The organism is Herbivorax alkaliphila (genome assembly GCF_030848475.1).
In the GTDB taxonomy this organism is placed as follows: Bacteria; Bacillota; Clostridia; order Acetivibrionales; family Acetivibrionaceae; genus Herbivorax.
Map to the genome: position 1 here is coordinate 17698 of NZ_JAVDDS010000021.1, position 17712 is coordinate 35409.

Consider the following 17712-nt stretch of genomic DNA (forward strand, 5'->3'; position numbering starts at 1 on the left):
CCCGCTATTTCGACCAGGGAAAAGCTGCTTTACCTGTTATTTCTTCTTTTTTTATATGGCTCATAATATCAACATTATGAGGTGCTACAATAAATATATCATTAGACACTTTTTGTATGTTCCCGTCTAATCCATAAATAGAGCCGCTTAAAAAGTCAACTATCCTCTGAGCAACATCTTTTTGTACATTGCCTAAATTTACAACAATAGGCTTTTTATTCTTTAAATGATCACATACATCTTTTGCATCGTCGAAATTCTCAGGTTGTAAAACTATAACCTTAAACTGAGATGTAGAGTGAATATTTACAACTTTATTCTGCGGTTTCTTATTTAGAGGCTTAATAAATTGAGGTTTTTCAATATCTTCTTCGAGTTCCTCCTGCTCTTCAATTTCTTCAACTTCTTCATCTTCCGTTTCCCACCCAACAAAATTGAGCATTTTGTTAACTAAACTTGACATTTTTAATTACCTCCTGTTATCTTTTGTGATTTTATATGTTTCATAAAGAGTTTGACATTCTCCACTTCTTAATGCAAACCCTTCACAAACGTTGCCGGTATGTCGTACCAAACTATTAATTAAAACAATTGCTTTAAAGAAGGTATCTTACGGTGAAACCTATAAATTAATCTCTTTTGCCAAACAAAGCCGTTCCAATTCTGACCATGTTCGCTCCCTCTTCAATTGCAACTTCATAATCATTACTCATTCCCATGGATAAAAACTCCATACTAATATTATCAAGTTTTTTTTGCTGAATGTCAATAGATAAATCCTTTAAGTTTGAAAATACATATCTAATATTCTCAGGATTTTCATCATATGGTGCCATTGTCATAAGCCCCCTAACCCTCATACTATCAAAAGTGCTTATTTTTTTCAAAAGTTCCAAGAGTTGTTCTTTATAAACACCAAACTTACTTTCTTCTCTTGAAACATTTACCTGTACAAGAACATCTATTATTGTGCCAGCCTTTTGAGCTCTTTTTTGAATTTCTGAAGCTAAACTCAGTCTGTCAACAGAATGTATCAATTTTACCTTATCTACTATATACTTAACCTTGTTTGACTGAAGATGTCCTATATGATGCCAATTACATTCCTTATTTATTATATCGTACTTTTTTGTAAGTTCCTGAACTCTATTTTCACCTAAATCTGTTATGCCTTCATCTAACATGGCAGATATTTTTTCAGGCTCTACAGTTTTAGTAACTGCAATAACTTTAACGCTATCCGCCTTCCTTCCACTTTTTAGTGCTGCCTTTTCAATTTTAGACATCACTAATTCAAGATTTCCCCTTAAATAATCAAATTCTTTTTTCATCACTCAATCATCTGCCCTTCCTCAATGTTTTTTGGATTTAAAATATAGGATGAATACAGCTGTACACCACCACTATGAGAGTTTTCAGTATTTTTTATAATAGCCAGCTTTTCATCTCTTCCTTTAATCTTTACAGTAACAAATCTGGCACGATTTGCTCTAACCAATACTATTTCAGCTGTCATATCCCTCTCATTAATATTGACAAGGCTTTCTATTGGAACGATAAATCCTGAATGTCTAGTCTTTATTAAGTCTATATTTATCTTTCTTAAAGCCGCCGTCTCCCTTAATGCCTTATCTACATTAACAGCCATTATATATTTTCCATCCATTTTTTCTGATTTATAATTTATTATTCCATCAATTATCCTATCTATGTCATTTATTCTAACCTCCACTTTCTCACCTTCTTCAAAATTTGAAGCCTCATCTTTATCCATAACAAAAAGGATATCATAGTGGATATCTTTAATTATTTTCAAAAGAGGACTATTCTCATTTACAATTAAGTCATCGTGACTTCTGTGATTTTCAGTAATTTTGATGTTTTCTAAATCCTCCAAAGTCAATTTCTCAATTATATCCGGCGTCAACATATGCTCATGCCCATCAATTACATAAGATACTGTTCCTGTATATTCTGAAATAATATCTTCTGTATTTTCCATTATCATATTTTGCAGTGTATCTCTTTCATCTTTTAATGACTGAATATGCGCAGATGGCTCTCCATAACTTCCAATAATAGTAGCTTGTTTTAGTATTAGTTCATCAACTTCATCTCTTAAATTACCAATTTTTGAAAAATTATTTTGATTTACGCAATCCGCCAAAAGAATAAGCTTATCATCAATCATTTTCTCTATTTTGGTTAGATCTCGAGAAAATAAATTGTTATTTTCATTTTCATTTCGTTTTGCTTCTATTATTCTTAAATCCAAGTTTCTCAAATCATCTAAAAGTACCTGCGATATATTATCCACTATTGTAACAATTCTAGAGTTGACCCGAACTCTTTCACCCTCATTTATTTCTCTTATACACTTTCCTTCAACAGGTGAATTAATAACTGTTTCATTTCTAACAATATACGCATTTGTATTAACAGAGCTTTCAATCTCACCTTTCCTTATGAATTCAGTGTTAATATTATTCCCATATATCCATAATATAAGAGAAGGAATGTATAAAATTAAAAAGAAAATAATAAAAATACTTCCTAATCGTATTTTATTTCGAACTTTTTGTTTTATCTTTTGTTTTTCACCCATTTTAATCCTCCTTAGCAAACCACCAAGCCTTTTTCCATCATTTTCTGAATGGATATCATAACTGCAAGTTTTACATGTTCATAAACCAACCCTCCCTGCATATATGCTGCATATGGTGGTTTAATTGGTGCATCTGCACTTAGCTCAATAGAAGCCCCTTGAATAAATGCTCCAGCAGCCATTATTACAGGACTGTCATAACCAGGCATTTCCCACGGCTCAGGTAAAACATACGAATCCACTGGAGAGCCCTTTTGAATTCCCTGACAAAATGCAATTAAACTCTCAGCATTTCCAAACTCCACAGCCTGAATAATATCTCCTCTTTTTTTACCAATGTCAGGACTTGTATTAAACCCTAAAATATTCATTAATGATGCACAAAACACGGCACCTTTTAAGCTTTCTGCAACAACATGAGGTGCAAAAAACAACCCCTGAAACATAAGCCTGTTATTTCCTAAAGATGCCCCTACTTCTCTTCCTAATCCTGGAGTTGTCATTCTATACGCCGCCTTTTCAACAGCTTCTTTCTTACCAGTTATATAACCACCTGTAGGTGCAAGCCCTCCTCCTGGATTTTTTATAAGTGAACCTGCTATAATATCAGCTCCAACTTCAACAGGCTCACTCTCTTCAACAAACTCTCCATAACAGTTATCAACCATTACAATTACATCATTTTTTATACTTTTTACAAATTCTACAGCACTTTTAATGTCCTCAGTTGTCAAAGACCTTCTCCATGCATATCCACGTGATTTCTGTATAAAAATTAGTTTAGTCTTTTTAGATATTGCTTCTTTTACAGATTTATAATCAATACACCCATCTTCTAAAAATTCCACCTGTTTATAAAAAACTCCAAACTCTTTTAAAGATCCTGCATCATTTCCTCTTATCCCAATAACTTCTTCAAGTGTGTCATAGGGTTTTCCTGTAATTGATAACATTTCGTCACCCGGCCTTAAGTTCCCATATAAACATATTGCCAGTGCATGAGTCCCGGATACTATCTGATGTCTTACCAGTGCATCTTCTGCACAAAAAACCTCTTTATAAACTGATTCTAAAGTATCCCTTCCCTTATCATCGTATCCATAACCTGTAGTACCATTAAAATGCGAATCATCTAAATTGTTTTTTTGCATTGCCCTTATAACTTTTAACTGATTATATTCTTTTATTTCATTTATTCTACAAAACTCATTAGATGCTTCCTTTTCTGCCGAAGCAGCCAAGTCTAAAACTTTTTTATCAACTTTAAATTGATCTTTTATGTATTTTTGAAATCCAGATAACATACTTCTACCTCTCATATTACTTATATTTTTACTAAATTTATATAACAGAAAAACTCCATCTATTAATTATATATTAACTTTTTTTCCATATCAACAACAAACTAAATGTACCACGTTTCTGGAATATTGTTCTTCACCTTTAATACATATAACATTAATGTTAGGCAGTTTACAGCTATATATTTTTTGTTATAATGATATTATAGCAAAAAATATATAGCTGTAGTATGTTAGAAATTAGAAAACAACTAAACTGGTGATTAAAATGAATTTCAAATATAGTGTTGATACTGAATCTTCAGGCAAAACAGTAAAGTATATTTTAAAAAATAAACTGGAATTTTCTCAAAAATTGATACGTCAGTTAAAATATCAAAACAAAATATTTTTAAATGGCAAATCAGTGTTTGTTAACAAAATTATAAATAAAAATGACATTATTGAAGTTGATATGAATCTTGAAGAAAAGTCAGAAGGGGTAATACCTGAAGACATTCCAATAAATATCATCTATGAGGATGAAGCATTAATAGCCTTAAACAAGCAGCCTGGAGTTATTGTACATCCTACCTGTAACCACTCTAAAGGAACTTTGGCAAATGCAATTTCTTATCATTTTGCAAAAAATAAAGTTTTGCGTAAAATAAGACCTGTTATGCGATTAGACAGAGATACTTCTGGGGTTATTATATTTGCAAAAAATTCTTTTTCCCAGGATTTTTTGATAAAGCAGATGAATAACAATTCATTTTACAAAGAATATACGGGAATAGTAAATGGTTTAGTTAAAACTCCTCATGGAACTATAAACTTTCCAATATCAAGAAAGCCTGGGAGTATAATCGAAAGATGTACTTCTTCAAATGGAGAGCCGTCGGTAACCCATTATAAAGTTATTGAGCATCTTAAAAATGCTACACTTTTAAGTTTTGTCTTAGAAACTGGAAGAACTCATCAAATAAGAGTTCACTGTGAGTCTTTTGGACACCCTCTTTTAGGTGATACTCTTTACAACAATTTGCAAAATGAAAATTTGTCACTCTCTGAGAAAAAAATATTTCCTTTAGAAAATTGTATTATTACCTCAAAAGACTTTCCTTCAAAAGAGAGTGTATTCATAGACAGACAGGCACTTCATTCATCAAAAGCAGCTTTTATTCATCCAGTTACTAAAAAACTCCTTCAATTAACTGCCCCTCTTCCTTATGACATTAAAAAGCTTAAGGAAATATTGAGAAAATAACGCTCTATTCATTTACACTATTTTTAATTGGTGCTATTATAGTACTTGTTTTGAAATAAAAGTTCTAAAACTTATTATTATAAACAAGTATCTAATGGAGGGATTTTGATGGAAGTATTAAAAGATCGATATACTATCACCGAATTAAGCCAAAATCTTAGTGTAACAGATCATGCCCTGAGATATTATGAAAAAGAATTTAATATGTATGTTCCCAAGGACAAAAGAGGAAGACGATATTATACCCCAGACGTTGCAAACATTATGTATCAAATAAAAAACATGCGAGATGAGGGTCTAGAAATTAAAGCAATCAAAAAAATACTTAAACCTGAAATAGAATTAATAGCTCCAAAACCTTCAGAAGAAAACAACTCTAATTCTCTTACTCGAATAGATGGGAAAAATAATTCATTAGAAATTCAAAAATTTTTCCAAGACTTTAGTGAAAAGCTTACAGATAGTTTTTCACTAACAGTAACAACTGCTAAAGATGACATTACAGCTGAACTTAACAAAACCAAACTTGAACTTGGAGCTTGTGTGGAAAATAACATGCGAAAGTTTGAAAGCAAAATGGACAAGCACTTTCAAAATGTTGATAAATCTATAGGAATATGGCGTGAAAAAAACAGTGGTGGATTTTTTAAAAAGCTTAGCAAAAAATTTTTCAAAAAGGTTTAAGTGCGAAAAGGGCATTAATCGCCCCTATCGCTTTTCATTTTTTAAACCAAGTCTTTCCATGACTTGAATAAACTTATCTGTGTCAATTGGTTTTGCTGCATAGGCTTCACAACCATCCTCGAATGAGTCAAATACATTTGTTTTATCATTTAGTGCAGTGGTCATAATTATCTTTACTTTTTCAGCCTCTTTAATCTCTTTTTGCTTTTCAATGTCCCTTATTGTTTTAAGAACCTTTTTCCCGTCTACCTTAGGCATCATAATATCTAAACAAATCAAGTCATAAGGTTCTTTTTCATCTAACGCCATCATATAAGCTTCAATGGCCTCTGCACCATCAATTGTAATGTCGCACTCTCCATATGAAGAGAGAAATTTGTACAAAAATTTCCGACAAGCAAAATCATCTTCTGCAATAAGGATTTTCATGGTATTTACCCCTTTCTTTTATATAGTAATAACCAAATAAATGGCCTATTTTAAAGCTTTGTTTATAGTTCTAACTTTTCTTTTAGTTTCTTTAAATATTCTTTAAGTTCTTTGTAGTTTTCTCTTCTTGATAAAAGCAACATTTTAAAAGAAATTTTTTTCTCTTCTGTCTTTTTTACCATACTTTTAATTTTAATTATAGTTGATTCAATTAGTTTTTTGTCCATTTTATAAAGAGCTTTTTCTAAGTCTTCTATATAATTTTCCATACTCCTCTCACTTAAATGATTAACTTTCACATGTTCCACTTGCCTAGGCACTTGGTCTTTTGAGATTGTATTTTCCTTTAAATTATTTTCTTTCTCTTCTCCAAAGATATCATTAATTGTATTAAATAATTCTTCAAATTCAACAGGCTTGGGTATATATCTATCCATTCCACAAGAGAGAAATTTTTCTTTATCGCCTTTTAATGCGTGTGCAGTAATGGCTATTATAGGAACATGATTTCCTATACCTTTTTCTAGCTCTCTTATCCTTCTAGTGGTTTCTATTCCATCCATTTTAGGCATCTGCACATCCATTAAAATTAAATCAAAGTGCTTTTCCTTAAATAATTTTAATGCCTCAATTCCATTGCTTGCAATGCTAATTAAATGTCCTTCATCCCTTATAGATTTTGATAAAACTATTTGATTTACTTCGTCATCCTCAACAATAAGAATGTCAAGCATTTTATTTACTTCTTTGTTGTTTTTATCATTACAATGATATGTTTTAAAATGACCTCTGTTTTCGTTAACCAATTCACATGTAAAATAAAAAATACTTCCCTTTCCCTTCTCACTTTCCAACCAAATACTTCCACCCATCATTTCAATAATTCTTTTAGATATTACAAGTCCAAGTCCAGTTCCTCCATATTTTCTAGTAATTGAACCATCTACCTGACTAAAGCTGACAAAAAGTTTTTTTACATCTTCTTTTGAAATTCCAATACCGGTATCCGAAACTGCAAATCTTAGCTTTATTTTGTTATTAGAATTCTCTAACACATCAACTGTAACTACAATTTCACCATAATCAGTAAATTTTATAGCATTAGATAATAAATTGTTTAGTACCTGTAAAATTTTATTAGAATCCCCTACTAAAATTTTAGGTAAATCTCTATCCACTCTGTAACTTAATTCAAGTCCTTTTTTATGTGCCTTTACCATATGAGTTTTGCATACATCGTCTAAAAGTTTAACAATATTAAATTGAACACTTTCTAAAGTCATCTTCCCTGCCTCTATTTTAGAATAATCCAAAATGTCATTTATTACATTTAAAAGCATATGGGCACATGAATTAATTATATTAACATTTTCTTTTTGATCATTATCAAGATTAGTATCTAAAGTTAACTCTGTCATACCTATAATGCCATTTAAAGGAGTGCGAATTTCATGACTCATATTTGCTAAAAATTCACTTTTAGCTTTGTTTGCAGCTTCTGCATCTTCTTTTGCTCTTTTTATAACTCTTTCCATTTCTTTTTTTTCAGTAATATTATCAAGTGTCACCAATACAAATTCCTCTTCATCCATAATTAAAGGAACAGCATTTAGTCTAATCCAAAATCTTTTTTTCTCCCAATCAACCAATGCTATGTGCTTAACTTCAACTCCATAAATAGCTTGACCTGTGCTAAATACACTGTCAATTGTTTTGATGATTTTGCAATTTTTACATTCACCTTTATTTTTATATTCTACGCTCAATTCAGAACTGTTAATGCAAGCTATTCCTTCTCCAATTTTTTTATAATTTGCATTGTCTCTATCACCTTTTAAAACTTCCAGCACTGATTCATTTAATTTTACTATTTCATACTTTTTATTAACAATAACCATTCCAATTGGAGCAGAATCAAATATTTCCTTTAGGTTTTTCTTTTCGTTTGCCAGTTGCTTTTCAGCTTTTTTAATTCTGGTTATATTTCTAAATACAACTATAATTCCCTTTATTTTGTTTTGGGAGTCCACAATAGGAGCACTGCTTGCAGAAATATAACTTTCTTTTCCTTTTCTCGAAATAAGTACAGTGTCTTTTTTTAATCCAACTGGCTTTTTAGCTTTTAATACAGATACAAATGGACTTTCTAAGGGAGTTTTAGTATCTTTATTAAATATCACAAAAACTTCACTGATAGGTATGCCTTCTGCCTCTTTAGCTGACCAACCTGTTAGTTTTTCTGCTACGTTATTCATCATAGTAATACTGCCATCAGAACTTGTAGTAATTACCCCATCTCCTATGCTCTGTAAAGTGATTTCTAATTTTTCCAGTTCTTTTTTAAGTGCTTTTATATGTAAATCCCTATTCATCAAAAAGACTCCTCATTTTTCCAGAAATCGTTGTATGGCCTGTGGTATTTTTTCTAAAGTCTCCTGTTTTTCTACTGCACCAATATTATAGGCCACTTTTGGCATACCATAAACAACGCAGGATTTCTCATCCTGACCAATTGTCCTTGCTCCATTTTTTCTCATCTCTAAAAGCCCTTTTGAACCATCACTTCCCATACCTGTTAAAATTACTCCCACAGCACTTCTTGCTGCTATTTGTGCAACAGATGAAAACAATACATCTACTGAGGGACAGTGTCCATTTACTTTTGAACCTTTAAAGCACTCTACCAAATAAATGCCCCCGCTTTTTTTTAGTTTCATCTGATGTTCTCCAGGCGCAATTAAAACTCTTCCTGGGTAGATATGATCTCCATCTTCTGCTTCTTTTACATCTACAAAATATGAGTTATTAAGTCTGTCTGCATACATTTTTGTAAATACAGCAGGCATGTGCTGTACAATGACAGTACCTGGCATGCTTTTTGTAAATGTAGAGATAATGCTTGCTATCGCTTCAGTACCTCCTGTGGATGCACCTATTGCTATAATTTTATTTTCACTGTTTCTTTTTGTACCCCTTATAGTTGTATCCAATGAAATATTTTTTTTCCAATGTCCAACCTTTGCCGCTGAAGCAATTTTTATTTTTATAATCAATTCATTTATAACAGAATCAATTCCCAATTGTCTTTGCAAATCTGGTTTTGTAACAAAATCAACTGCACCAGCATTTAGAGCATCAAAAACATTTTCACTAACAGAACTTACTACCACAACAGGTATAGGATATTGAGGCATAAGACGCTTTAAAAACTCAATTCCATTCATTCTGGGCATTTGAACATCTAGTGTCATTACATCTGGATGAAATTCAATTATTTTATCCCTTGCTGCATAAGGATTTGGAGCTGTTCCCACAACTTCAATGGAAGCGTCCTGAGCCAAGCCTCTTGCAAGTCGTTCTCTAAACACTAAAGAATCATCAACTATCAAAACTTTAATTTTTCTTCTCAAACTAGGCTTTATAGTTTTCACGTTATCTATTCCTTTCTATACACTGCTGGCATAATATATTTGTAGTTTGTTTCTCCTCTGTTTATTGATTCTGAATGACCTATGAATAAATATCCACCTGACTCAGTATACTCATAAAATTTATTTATTAAATTTCTTTTGGTCTCATTATCAAAATATATCATTACATTTCTGCAAAATATTACATGGAATTTTTTCTTAAAGGGAAATGATTTGTTCATCAAATTAAATATTCTTAATACAATCTCATTCTTTATAACATCTCTAATCATCCAGTTAGCATCATCAATTCTTTTAAAATATTTCTGCCTCCACATTTTTGAAACAGTCTGTACCTGTTCATCAGAATAAATTGCTTCTTTTGCTACTTTTATCACCTTCATTGATATATCTGTTGCAAGAATTCGTGTATCCCAAAAAGGCTTATTTTCTCCAAAGTAATCATGCATAATCATTGCTAAGGTGTAAGGCTCTTCTCCACTAGAACACCCTGCACTCCATATTCTTAAGTCCTTCTTATTATTTAATGATTTTTCCCAAAAGGGAAGCACTCTTTCTCTGAAAAACTCAAAATGATCAGCTTCTCTCATAAAATAGGTATGATTTGTAGTTATTTTGTTTATTAGGTTTGTAATTGCTTCCCCTGTCTTGTCAGAAATTACATACTCATAGTATTGGGAAAAACTACTAAAATTGTTTTGTAATAAAATATTTTGTAGCCTCCCAACTACTAGAGTTTTTTTCTTTTCACTTAAATTTATTCCATAGTTGCTTTTAATATATGTAGATAAATAACTAAATTCTTTATCTGAAATATTTATCATAAACAATCACCATAATATTTATTTTTTAACACCTAACTACTCACCAAAAAATAACATCCATGGATATCAAACTTTAGAAAGCAACCTAGAATAATCTAAGTTGCTTTTTTATGAAGCATTAACCAATTTCTCACAATCTTCGTCATTAACAAGTTTTTCACAGTCAATAAGCAACTTAACTTCATCTTCAATTTTGCCAATACCTTTAATATACTTGTTTTTAAAACCTGTACTTGAATCAGGAGGAGGTACAATATCACTTTCTGGTATTGCCACCACCTCAGACACGCTGTCAACAATAAGTCCTAATGAAATGTTTTTTATTTCCACCACAACTATGCAAGTTCTATCATTGTATTCTAGTGGGTCTTTTTTAAACCTGAGCCTTACATCTATTACAGGAATTATTTTCCCGCGCAAGTTTATAATTCCCTTTACATAGTCCGGCATCTCAGGTACTTCTGTTATTTTCTGTATTCCTATTATCTCGGTTACATATTTTATTTCTATTCCGTATATCTCGCTGGATATAGCAAATGTTAAATGCTTTCCTTTTTGAGTATCTTCTTCATAATCCAAAATGTTTTCTAACACTTCTGACATATTATTACCTCCTTGTTTACTTCATTAATTTTGAAATATCTAATATAAGACTTATACTGCCATCACCTAGAAGTGTGCAACCTGCGATACCTTTTGCATCTTCAATGTATTTAGGCAATGCCTTAACAACCACCTGCTGTTCTCCTAATAAAGCATCAGCAAAAATACAATATGTCCTGTTATCATTTTCAACCATAATAACTATTCCATCATTAATATCGGTTATTTGAGTATTTATTTTATAGCATTTGTGTAATCTTAAAACAGGGTAGGCCTCTCCTTTTACCATTATCATTTCATTGCCTGTACTGTCTTTAATAACAGCTTCATTTTTAACTTTAAAAGACTCTTTAATAGATATTGTAGGTATTGTATATCTAGAATCTCCAACTTTAATTGTCATTCCATCGATTATAGCTAAAGTTAATGGAAATTTAATAGATATTGTAGTGCCTTCTCCTAGTGTACTGTCAATATAAACAGTCCCACCTACCTTTTCAATATTTTTCATTACAATGTCCATTCCAACGCCTCTACCTGAAAATTCTGATATGTCTTTCTTGGTAGAAAAGCCAGGCTTAAGTATAAAGGAATAAACTTCTTTATCGGTAAGTTCTTCCTCTGGTTTTTTTATAAGTCCATTTTCCCTTGCCTTAGTGAGTATTTTCTCCCTGCTAAGACCTCTACCATCATCTTTTATAATTATCCACACATCTCCACCAGCATTTTTCGCCTCTAAAACAAGGTTTCCTGCAGAGGATTTTCCCTTCTTCTCCCTTTCCTCTATTTCCTCTATTCCATGGTCAATAGAGTTTCTAATGAGGTGTATAAGTGGATCTGATATACTTTCAATAATATTTTTATCAACTTCAGTCTCTTCTCCTACTATTTTTAAATCAACGGATTTATTTAACTTTTTACTCATATCACGTACTATTCTATTCATTTTCTGAAAAGTCGTTGCTAGAGGAACCATTCTTATTGACATTACTACATCCTGCAACTCATTAGTTATCTTATTAAGCTGTCTAGCAGCTTTGTGAAAACTATCCAAAACAAGTCCCTTTAACTCAGGATTTTGTGTTACCATAGCTTCTGAAATAACTAACTCTCCAACTAAATCCATAAGTGCATCGAGCTTTCCTATATTTACACTAATTACACTTTGCTTTCCCGATGACATATTTTTATTAACTGGTTTATTTTTATTAATCTCTTTAGGTAGTTTCTTTTTTTCTGGTTTATTTTCAGATAACACCTTTTCATCTTTTATCTCTAAATCACCTAAATCTATTTCCTTTTTATCCTTTAAAGAATTCTCACTTTCATCAGTCTGAATAGAATCTATAAAATCATCATTTTTAACACACACTTCTAGTTTGTCTAGAAAAAGTGTATGATTAAGCCTGTCCTTAACTTCCTCTAAGTTTAAATTTGCTTGAAATTCAATTTTAAAACCTTCTTTTTGAATTATTTCACATGCATTCTCATCTTCTATAACGTCCTTTGGATAAGAGCAGATAACTTCTCCAATTTCTTGCAAATCATGAATTACAGAAAATGCCCTTATGTTTTCCATATCACATCCTTCTACAAACGTTAAATATGCTTCATATTTAAAGTTATATGTGACATCATTAGCATCTTTTGAACTTATATAATACTGTTGTTTCTCTTCTATTTCACTCTCTGTATCAGGCTTTACTGAATCAGACTTTGATTCACTATTTGAGTTTTTCTCTTTTAAAGAAGAAAGGAACTCTTTTATTTTTTCTATAAGTTCATTTGCATTATCATCCGGGTCAAAGCCATTTTGAATCTTGGAAACTTCATTTTTTATAAAATCTACTCCATCTAGCACCATGTCTGTAATAGCTGTTGTATCAATACTTTCAACCTTTTCTTCTCTAAGATAAAAAAATAAATCTTCAATTGAATGTGCTAAAGACGAAATGTTATCATACATCATCATAGCTGCCGAGCCTTTAACAGTATGCATAATTCTAAATATTTCATCTATAGTTGAGTCAAATCCGCTTTCTTTTTCACTATCTATTAACGATTGTTCTAATTCATCCATTAATTGAGAAGTTTCAAATACAAACATTTCCACCATAGGCTCATGATTCATATTATCTGCCAATGTACACCACTCCTTAAATGCAAACTATTAATACTACAAAGATGAGATTTTTCCAAGTCCACAATCTAAGATTCTGCCTAAAACTACCTTATGTAACTTTAAGCTAGATAAGTTCACTCATGTCAGTAAATCCTATACCTGAACTACTATTAAAGCTTTTTAATAGCTTCCAAAACCTTGTCTTCTTTAAATGGTTTTACTATAAATCCTTTTGCTCCTGCTAAAACAGCATCTTTCACAAAACATTCCTGTCCCATTGAGGAAATCATCACTATTTTAGCATTTTTGTCATATTCTTTTATCATCTTGACAGCTCTTATTCCATCACATATTGGCATAGTTATGTCCATAGTAACTATATCAGGACTAATTTCCTTATACTTGTTAAAGGCAACCATTCCATTTTCTGCCTCTCCAACAACTTCATATCCATTCTTCTCAAGCACTAACTTTAAAGATGTCCTCATAAAAGCTGCATCGTCAGCAACAAGTACCTTTTTCATCGACGTCACACTCCATTAATATTATTTATTAAATTATACCAACGAAACACATTACTTTTGAAATTACATTATGATTTGAATCCCAGAATTTCTTCAACATTGCGAAAATCATTTTAAATAAATACTTAATTGGATTTATTTAAAAACTCATAATAATATTATCACATTTTTTTTAAATTAAATCAAGTGCTTAAAAAAAAATTATTTGTAATCTTTAATTAATTTTATTATACTATAATAAACCAAGTATTTATATAAAAACGTCCTAAAGGGTATAATTGTCAAACTCCTTTAGCTTTATCTAAATATGCAACTTTAATGGAATTTTAAAAAAAATTTAAATAACGACGAGGTTTAAAAATGTTAAACTTTATAGGTATAGGAAGTGCTTTTAATACTGATTTAGGCAATACATGTGCATATTTTAAAATTAGAAATGATTTGTTCTTAATTGATTGTGGCAGTACAGCTTTTAAACAATTAGTTGATTTAAAAATTCTAAATAATGTAACTAATATTTTTATTGCAATTACACATACCCATCCTGATCATGTAGGTAGTTTAGGTGAGTTTGCTTTATACTCTTATTACATTTTAGGAAAAAAACTTAAAATTATTTTCCCTGATATTCCTCTCATAACATCATTTTTTGATTGTCAGGGTATAAGAAAACATTATTATGAAATTTCAGATAACCTAAAAGTTACAAAAGATGTTGAGCTTTTTTTCTTTCCTGCTTCTCATGTTGACACCATACCTTGCTATAGTATTTATATAAAGGGTAACAACAAGTCAATTTTTTATAGTGGCGACTCAAACAGTGTAAGTTCTTTTGCAATAAAAGGTCTTCAAAATGGTGATATTGATTTAATGTATCAGGATACTTGCAGCCTAGACTACCCTGGCAATCCCCACTTATATATTGGAAACCTAGCCTTAGCTATCTATCCTAAACTAAGACATAAAATATATTGCATGCATATAGACAAAGACTTTGATACGCTCTATGCCAAAAAACTTGGATTCAATGTCGTTTCACTTGTAAAGTAAACAAAACTTACACTTTTGAGCTTTGAGAAAAATTTTTACTCCACCCTATAAATTCTGCCTTTCCCAAGCAAATTCTCAAGAAAGGCAGACAAATAAGTTTATCTAAAAATAAACTCTAATTTGCTACTTTCATTTCAAGTCTCAACTTATCTGCTACCATTGCTATAAATTCCGAATTAGTGGGCTTTCCTTTTCCAATATTTATTGTATATCCAAAAAGTGAATCAATTGTATCTACCTGCCCCCTGCTCCAAGCAACTTCAATTGCATGCCTTATAGCCCTTTCCACCCTGCTCGGAGTAGTATTATATTCTTTTGCAATTGATGGATATAGTTGTTTTGTGATAGAATTAATGACTTCAAGGTCTTCTACTACCATCATTATTGCATCTCGTAAGTACTGATATCCTTTGATATGTGCCGGCACTCCAATTTCATGCATAATATTTGTAACTTCAGCTTCAATATTCATTGGTTTTGGAGCATTATGAGCTAAGTCTTCACCTTGATAACCGGACTTTATAACATTGGACTGAGCAACATTTTTAAGTTGTCTTATCCTAGAAACTAAAACATCCATATCAAAAGGTTTTACTACATAATATTCAGCACCTAAGGCTAAAGCCCTTTGGGTGATTTTATCCTGTCCTACAGCTGACAGAACTATAAATAAAGGCCTTTTGCTTATATCCATAGAATTAATTCTTTCTAATACACCCAATCCATCTAAATGAGGCATAATGATATCTAATATAGCAATATCCGGAAGATTAGTTGTTATAAGATCACAAGCTTCAACTCCATCTCTTGCAACACCTGCCACCTCAATATCAACTTGATTACTGAGATACTCATGTAAAATATCTCCAAACTCCCTGTTATCATCAGCGATTACCACCTGTATTTTTTTTTGTGACAATTTGACTCCCCCTTGTCTTTAGTTATGAATAAACAAATAATAAACTCCCATTTTTGAATTGGCTATTTATCAATATTACTTCTTTTTAGCAAGTCAAAATACCGTTAGTATTCCTCCTTCCTTAGCCTTGTATTATTAAAAAAATCTCTCCCTCTAAAATGGGTTTTATTACTAATCTATTCCTTAAAAATTGTTACAAGTATTTACAGGTTTATTATATTGTCTATTCGACAAAATTTCAAGGCTTTATTTACCATCATTTTTTTGTTTGTGCAAATATGCCAATATATTACTTTGTTTTTTTTCTTCCCTAGCATTACAATAGCCTATTTAAACATGTTTTAAGGATATAAAATAAATAATAAAATAAAAATATTTATTTATTTATTTTTAGGAAATAGGCCTTAAAAATAGGAAATATACAAGTGAACTCGTTTAGCTAATAAACCACTTATTTTTAACTTGCTTTTTTAAGGTTTGTATTTAAAGAGTCCATGTTCTTTATCATACTTTCAATAAATATGCCATATCCTTTCGTCGGATCATTTATTAATACATGAGTTACAGCACCAACAAGTTTTCCATTTTGCAAAATAGGACTTCCTGACATTCCTTGAACAATTCCTCCTGTAGTTTCTAATAATCTATTATCTGTAACTTTTATTATCATTCCTTTTGAACCACTTGTATTTCTTCCAGATATCTTTTGAATTTCTATATCATACTTTTCTACTGATTTTCCATCTATATTTGACATTATAGATGCTGATCCTGTTTTAATTTCATTTTTTAAACCAATAGAATATAGTTTATTGGAAAAATCATTATATATATTCTTGTTCAATGTACCATATATCCCCTGCTCACAGTTTTTATTTATACGGCCTAATTCATCCCTGTCTTCAATAAGTATCCCTTTTAGTTCTCCTGGTTCTCCTTGCCTTCCTTTTTTAACTGCTAAAATACTTGATTCTACTATTTCTCCCTCATCTAAAGGCATAAGTATTCCTGTATCAATATCAGTAATTCCATGACCTAATGCACCAAATCCCCCTGTCTCAGGATCATAAAATGTTAAAGTTCCTATTCCTGCTGTACTATCTCTAAGCCACATTCCCAATTGGTATTTTCTATTCTCCAACGACATGGCAGGACTTATTTTTGTATTGTGATAACTGTTTCCCCTTTTGTATTTTACATGAATGTTTTTTCCATTAGATTTATCTAAATACTCAATTAGTCCACTTATACTATCTACAGGTTTTCTATTTACTTCAACAATTAAATCTCCTGGTTTAATCCCTGCCTCTTTGGCAGGAAGCACACTTTTTCCATCTAATGTATCAAAATCTGATAATGCCAAAACTAAAAGACCCTCAACATTTATTTTTACTCCAATAGTGTTTCCGCATGCAATAACTTCTCTGTTTGGTACTACATCCACCTGCATTGTTTTTAACGGTATAAAACCAAACAATCTCATGTTAAGATGAACCCTTCCCATTTTTTGAGGTTTAAACATTATAGGATCAGACAGTCTATAGTATCCATTATTCACCTTAGTATCCTTACTTTCAAAAATCAATATATCTTCAGTATCTGGTTTAATATTTACAAAAAAAGGACTTTTAAAATCGTAAGTATATTCCTTGTTTTCAAAAAGAGTTATCTGATTTGGAAGAGAAAAAACAGTTCCTATATATGTGAAAGCTAAAACTATAAAACAAGTTGACAAAAAGATAATCAATTTATTCTTTGCTAATCTGGAATAACTCATGTAATCACTCTCCTACTATATTATATGACGTACATAATATATAAAAAATTTAATACAAATATCACATTTCATTGTCCTTTAAGTTAACCTTTTATAATCTTATTTATTCAGCCAATAACTTCTTTACATCTAAAGTTTTTTCTGTATTTTATAGTAAGGCATGTAAGAAAAAATTTAATTAAAAAAAGTCGGCAGCA

Annotated in this window: 16 protein-coding genes; 3 read left to right on the forward strand and 13 right to left on the reverse strand. The window is 31.0% G+C overall.

Annotated features, from left to right (window positions below; translation table 11 throughout):
• Positions 1–4 precede the first annotated feature (4 nt).
• From RBH29_RS09315 to RBH29_RS09330, 4 genes are all read right to left on the reverse strand, one after another.
• Positions 5–463, reverse strand: coding sequence for a cell division protein SepF (locus tag RBH29_RS09315; protein WP_306696538.1), 459 nt, complete (start codon positions 461–463; stop codon positions 5–7).
• A 166-nt stretch (positions 464–629) separates the two neighbouring features.
• On the reverse strand, positions 630–1331 hold the full coding sequence (locus RBH29_RS09320) for a YggS family pyridoxal phosphate-dependent enzyme (protein ID WP_306696539.1): 702 nt from the start codon (positions 1329–1331) through the stop codon (positions 630–632).
• Positions 1331–2605, reverse strand: a complete 1275-nt coding sequence (locus RBH29_RS09325; protein ID WP_306696540.1) for an HlyD family efflux transporter periplasmic adaptor subunit — start codon at positions 2603–2605, stop codon at positions 1331–1333. The genes RBH29_RS09320 and RBH29_RS09325 overlap by 1 nt, the downstream gene beginning before the upstream one ends.
• An 11-nt stretch (positions 2606–2616) precedes the next feature.
• Positions 2617–3909, reverse strand: coding sequence for a methionine gamma-lyase family protein (locus tag RBH29_RS09330; protein ID WP_306696541.1), 1293 nt, complete (start codon positions 3907–3909; stop codon positions 2617–2619).
• A 265-nt stretch (positions 3910–4174) separates the two neighbouring features.
• On the opposite strand from RBH29_RS09330, the gene RBH29_RS09335 reads away from it, so the two are divergent.
• Together RBH29_RS09335 and RBH29_RS09340 are read left to right on the forward strand one after the other, a co-directional pair.
• On the forward strand, positions 4175–5152 hold the full coding sequence (locus RBH29_RS09335; RefSeq protein WP_306696542.1) for an RluA family pseudouridine synthase: 978 nt from the start codon (positions 4175–4177) through the stop codon (positions 5150–5152).
• Between the two features lie 108 nt (positions 5153–5260).
• Positions 5261–5836: a MerR family transcriptional regulator gene (locus tag RBH29_RS09340; protein ID WP_306696543.1), complete on the forward strand. Its 576-nt coding sequence runs from the start codon at positions 5261–5263 to the stop codon at positions 5834–5836.
• Positions 5837–5860: 24 nt separating this feature from the next.
• Here RBH29_RS09340 and RBH29_RS09345 read toward each other — a convergent pair whose 3' ends face one another.
• From RBH29_RS09345 to RBH29_RS09375, 7 genes are all read right to left on the reverse strand, one after another.
• Positions 5861–6265 (reverse strand): response regulator, encoded by a 405-nt coding sequence (locus tag RBH29_RS09345; protein WP_306696544.1) that lies wholly within the window; start codon positions 6263–6265, stop codon positions 5861–5863.
• A gap of 62 nt (positions 6266–6327) precedes the next feature.
• The gene (locus tag RBH29_RS09350) at positions 6328–8637 is read right to left on the reverse strand and encodes a response regulator (protein WP_306696545.1); all 2310 of its coding nucleotides are present in this window, start codon (positions 8635–8637) and stop codon (positions 6328–6330) included.
• Positions 8638–8649: 12 nt separating this feature from the next.
• Positions 8650–9696 carry a protein-glutamate methylesterase/protein-glutamine glutaminase gene (locus tag RBH29_RS09355; protein ID WP_306696546.1) on the reverse strand — a complete coding sequence of 349 codons (1047 nt, stop codon included), beginning with the start codon at positions 9694–9696 and terminating at the stop codon, positions 8650–8652.
• 5 nt (positions 9697–9701) lie between these two features.
• Entirely contained in the window at positions 9702–10520 is an 819-nt protein-coding gene (locus RBH29_RS09360) for a CheR family methyltransferase (RefSeq protein ID WP_306696547.1), read from the reverse strand.
• A gap of 108 nt (positions 10521–10628) precedes the next feature.
• Positions 10629–11123 (reverse strand): chemotaxis protein CheW, encoded by a 495-nt coding sequence (locus RBH29_RS09365; RefSeq protein ID WP_306696548.1) that lies wholly within the window; start codon positions 11121–11123, stop codon positions 10629–10631.
• Between the two features lie 16 nt (positions 11124–11139).
• A complete protein-coding gene (locus tag RBH29_RS09370) occupies positions 11140–13266 on the reverse strand; it encodes a chemotaxis protein CheA (RefSeq protein WP_306696549.1) in 2127 nt (708 codons plus the stop codon).
• A gap of 149 nt (positions 13267–13415) precedes the next feature.
• Positions 13416–13769 (reverse strand): response regulator, encoded by a 354-nt coding sequence (locus RBH29_RS09375; RefSeq protein WP_306696550.1) that lies wholly within the window; start codon positions 13767–13769, stop codon positions 13416–13418.
• A 360-nt stretch (positions 13770–14129) separates the two neighbouring features.
• On the opposite strand from RBH29_RS09375, the gene RBH29_RS09380 reads away from it, so the two are divergent.
• A complete protein-coding gene (locus RBH29_RS09380) occupies positions 14130–14819 on the forward strand; it encodes an MBL fold metallo-hydrolase (RefSeq protein WP_306696551.1) in 690 nt (229 codons plus the stop codon).
• A 115-nt stretch (positions 14820–14934) separates the two neighbouring features.
• Here RBH29_RS09380 and spo0A read toward each other — a convergent pair whose 3' ends face one another.
• Positions 14935–15738: a sporulation transcription factor Spo0A gene (spo0A, locus tag RBH29_RS09385; protein WP_306696552.1), complete on the reverse strand. Its 804-nt coding sequence runs from the start codon at positions 15736–15738 to the stop codon at positions 14935–14937.
• A gap of 457 nt (positions 15739–16195) precedes the next feature.
• Positions 16196–17515 carry a SpoIVB peptidase gene (gene spoIVB, locus RBH29_RS09390; RefSeq protein WP_306696553.1) on the reverse strand — a complete coding sequence of 440 codons (1320 nt, stop codon included), beginning with the start codon at positions 17513–17515 and terminating at the stop codon, positions 16196–16198.
• Between the last annotated feature and the right edge of the window lie 197 nt (positions 17516–17712).

Bases quoted from the DNA above. Each gene is read 5' to 3' on its own strand.
- RBH29_RS09315 (WP_306696538.1), bottom strand. From the start codon at position 463: ATGTCAAGTTTAGTTAACAAAATGCTCAATTTTGTTGGGTGGGAAACG.
- RBH29_RS09320 (WP_306696539.1), bottom strand. From the start codon at position 1,331: ATGAAAAAAGAATTTGATTATTTAAGGGGAAATCTTGAATTAGTGATG.
- RBH29_RS09325 (WP_306696540.1), bottom strand. From the start codon at position 2,605: ATGGGTGAAAAACAAAAGATAAAACAAAAAGTTCGAAATAAAATACGA.
- RBH29_RS09330 (WP_306696541.1), bottom strand. From the start codon at position 3,909: ATGTTATCTGGATTTCAAAAATACATAAAAGATCAATTTAAAGTTGAT.
- RBH29_RS09335 (WP_306696542.1), top strand. From the start codon at position 4,175: ATGAATTTCAAATATAGTGTTGATACTGAATCTTCAGGCAAAACAGTA.
- RBH29_RS09340 (WP_306696543.1), top strand. From the start codon at position 5,261: ATGGAAGTATTAAAAGATCGATATACTATCACCGAATTAAGCCAAAAT.
- RBH29_RS09345 (WP_306696544.1), bottom strand. From the start codon at position 6,265: ATGAAAATCCTTATTGCAGAAGATGATTTTGCTTGTCGGAAATTTTTG.
- RBH29_RS09350 (WP_306696545.1), bottom strand. From the start codon at position 8,637: ATGAATAGGGATTTACATATAAAAGCACTTAAAAAAGAACTGGAAAAA.
- RBH29_RS09360 (WP_306696547.1), bottom strand. From the start codon at position 10,520: ATGATAAATATTTCAGATAAAGAATTTAGTTATTTATCTACATATATT.
- RBH29_RS09365 (WP_306696548.1), bottom strand. From the start codon at position 11,123: ATGTCAGAAGTGTTAGAAAACATTTTGGATTATGAAGAAGATACTCAA.
- RBH29_RS09375 (WP_306696550.1), bottom strand. From the start codon at position 13,769: ATGAAAAAGGTACTTGTTGCTGACGATGCAGCTTTTATGAGGACATCT.
- RBH29_RS09380 (WP_306696551.1), top strand. From the start codon at position 14,130: ATGTTAAACTTTATAGGTATAGGAAGTGCTTTTAATACTGATTTAGGC.
- spoIVB (WP_306696553.1), bottom strand. From the start codon at position 17,515: ATGAGTTATTCCAGATTAGCAAAGAATAAATTGATTATCTTTTTGTCA.